Source organism: Streptomyces bohaiensis (assembly GCF_012033785.1).
Taxonomy (GTDB): Bacteria; Actinomycetota; Actinomycetes; order Streptomycetales; family Streptomycetaceae; genus Streptomyces; species Streptomyces bohaiensis.
Window position 1 is genome coordinate 1 of sequence record NZ_JAAVJC010000460.1, and the last position, 2117, is coordinate 2117.

Annotated in this window: 1 pseudogene; it reads right to left on the reverse strand. The window is 77.7% G+C overall.

Annotated features, from left to right (window positions below):
* Positions 1-12: 12 nt before the first annotated feature.
* Positions 13-2117 (reverse strand): annotated as a pseudogene (locus tag HCN52_RS23925) (hypothetical protein); the annotation flags it as partial.

The window sequence follows — 2117 nt, forward strand, 5'->3', positions numbered from 1 at the left end:
GGTCGGCCCGGCTCACCCCCGGTCGGCGGCCTCCTCCGACGGCGCCGCGGCCGGACCTCCGGACGGCTCCGGGGGCAGGCCGCCGGCGTGCTGCGCGGGCACGGCCGCGCGTGCCGGGACGGCCGTGAGTTCGGGGCGGGGGCGCCGGTACATCCGGGTGGCGGTGATCTCGCTGTGGGTGCCGTCCTCGCCCTCCGCCGCCGCCGGCAGACCGGGCCGCAGGTGCTCCTCGACCCGGATGTACTTCAGGCCGGCTCGCAGGTCGGCGTCGTTGCGCAACCGGATGACCAGCGGGAACTCCGCGAGCGCCGTGGTGTCGAACAAGCCCGTGGTGTAGAGGAGCTGCACCCCGAGTGCGTCGGACACGGCCCGTTGCAGCTCCAGCAGATAGGTGGCGTTGGCACGGCCGATGGGGTTGTCGAGGAAGAGCGTCCCGGCATGGCGGTGCTCGTCCCGGCCCCGGTCGTTGCTGCGCAGCGCGGCCATGGTGCAGTACAGGGCGATCGCCGCCGTCAGCAGCTGTCCGCCGGAGAAGACGTCGCCCATCTGTCCGACCGGGACCCGCTCGGCGCGCAGCACCGCGTCGGGTTTGAGGATCTCGACCGAGACGCCGCGGGGACGCAGCGCCGCCTCGACACCGCGCAGCAGCAGCGACATGCCGTCGCGCCGCAGGTCGGTGTTGCGGCGCACCGCGGCGCTGGTCGTCTCGTCGACGACCTCCCCCAGCCGCTCGGTGAGGGTGGCCGGGTCCGGGTCCTCGAAGCGGATGCGCACGAACTCCTGCCCGGACCACTCCCCCAGACCCTCCGGCAGCCGGGAGAGCCGCTGGGCCGACCGCAGCGTGGCGAGCGAGGAGTCGACCAGTCCGCGCAGCCGGGCCACGATGGAGCCGCGGTTGCGCTCCAGCTGCTCCAACTCGTCGGTGAGCACCCGCAGCCGGGGGGCGAACGCCTCCGCCCAGGCGGCGGCGTGGTCGGGGAGCGCCGACGCCGGCAGTTCGCGGATCTGCTGCCGGGCGGGGGTCCGCACCTGCTCGTAGCGGGTGGCGTTGGCGTGCCGCACCAGCTGGTCGGAGGCCTCGCGGACCGTGGACTCGGCGGCGGAGAGGTCCGCGGCGCACCCCCGCAGCGAGCGGCGGGCCTCCGCCGCGGCACGGCGCGCCTCGTCCGGCCCGCCCGGGTAGGGCTCGGGGGCGCCCTCCTCCTCGGCGGCTCCGGGCTCGCGGAGCAGGTCCCGCAGCTGCGCGGCGAGTTCCTCGAAGGCGCCGGTGGCGTCCTGGGCCGCGCGGTGGTCGTCCTGGAGGTCCGCGTGGACCTCGCGGGCGGTCTCCAGTCCCTGGCGGCGGGCCGCCTCCTCCGCGCCGGCGGTGCGCAGGAGCTCCCGGGCGTGGTCGGCGTCGCGGGGCTGCTGCTCCTCCGGCAGGTCGGTGTGCTGGCCGCCGTCGGCGGGGGCGTGGCGCTCGGCCTCGCCCCGCAGCCGGCCCAGCTGCTCGCTGGCGGCGGAGGCGCGGCCCTCAACGAGCTGGACCTGGGCCTCGGCGCGGGCTGCTGCCGCCTGCCGGGAGGGCCCGTCGGCGCCGTCGGTGGTCTCCAGGAGTCTGGCGGCCCGGGTCCGGACCTTGGCGCTGAGCCGGTCCAGTGCGGTCTGCGCCGCGGTGGCGTCGCCCTCGGCCCGGGCCTGTTCCGCCCTGAGGTCGGCGTCGACACCGACCTGGTCGTAGAGGCGGGCGGCGGTCCGGTACTGCTCGCGGAGGGCGGGGAGGGCCGCCGCGGGCGGGGCGTCCGCGGCGGTGTCGTCCTCCTCCGGTTCGGTGGGGCCGCCGATCTCGGCGCGTTCGGCCCGCAGCACCCGGGCGGTGCGGCGGGCGTCGTCGGCGGTGCGCTGCGCGGTGCGACGGTCCTCGTCCGCGGCGCGGGCGCGTTCCAGCAGCACCTCCGCGCGGGCGGCGTCCTCCGCGGCGTCCTCGGCGAGTTCCCGCAGGGCTCCCTGCCAGCGTGACCGTTCCCGCAGCCGGAACGCCAGGCCGGCGAGCGCGTCGGCGCGGCGGCGGGCGCGCTGGAGTGCCTCCTGCCGTTCCTCGCGCAGCCGGAGCGCCTCCGCGCCGGCCTCCTCGGCCT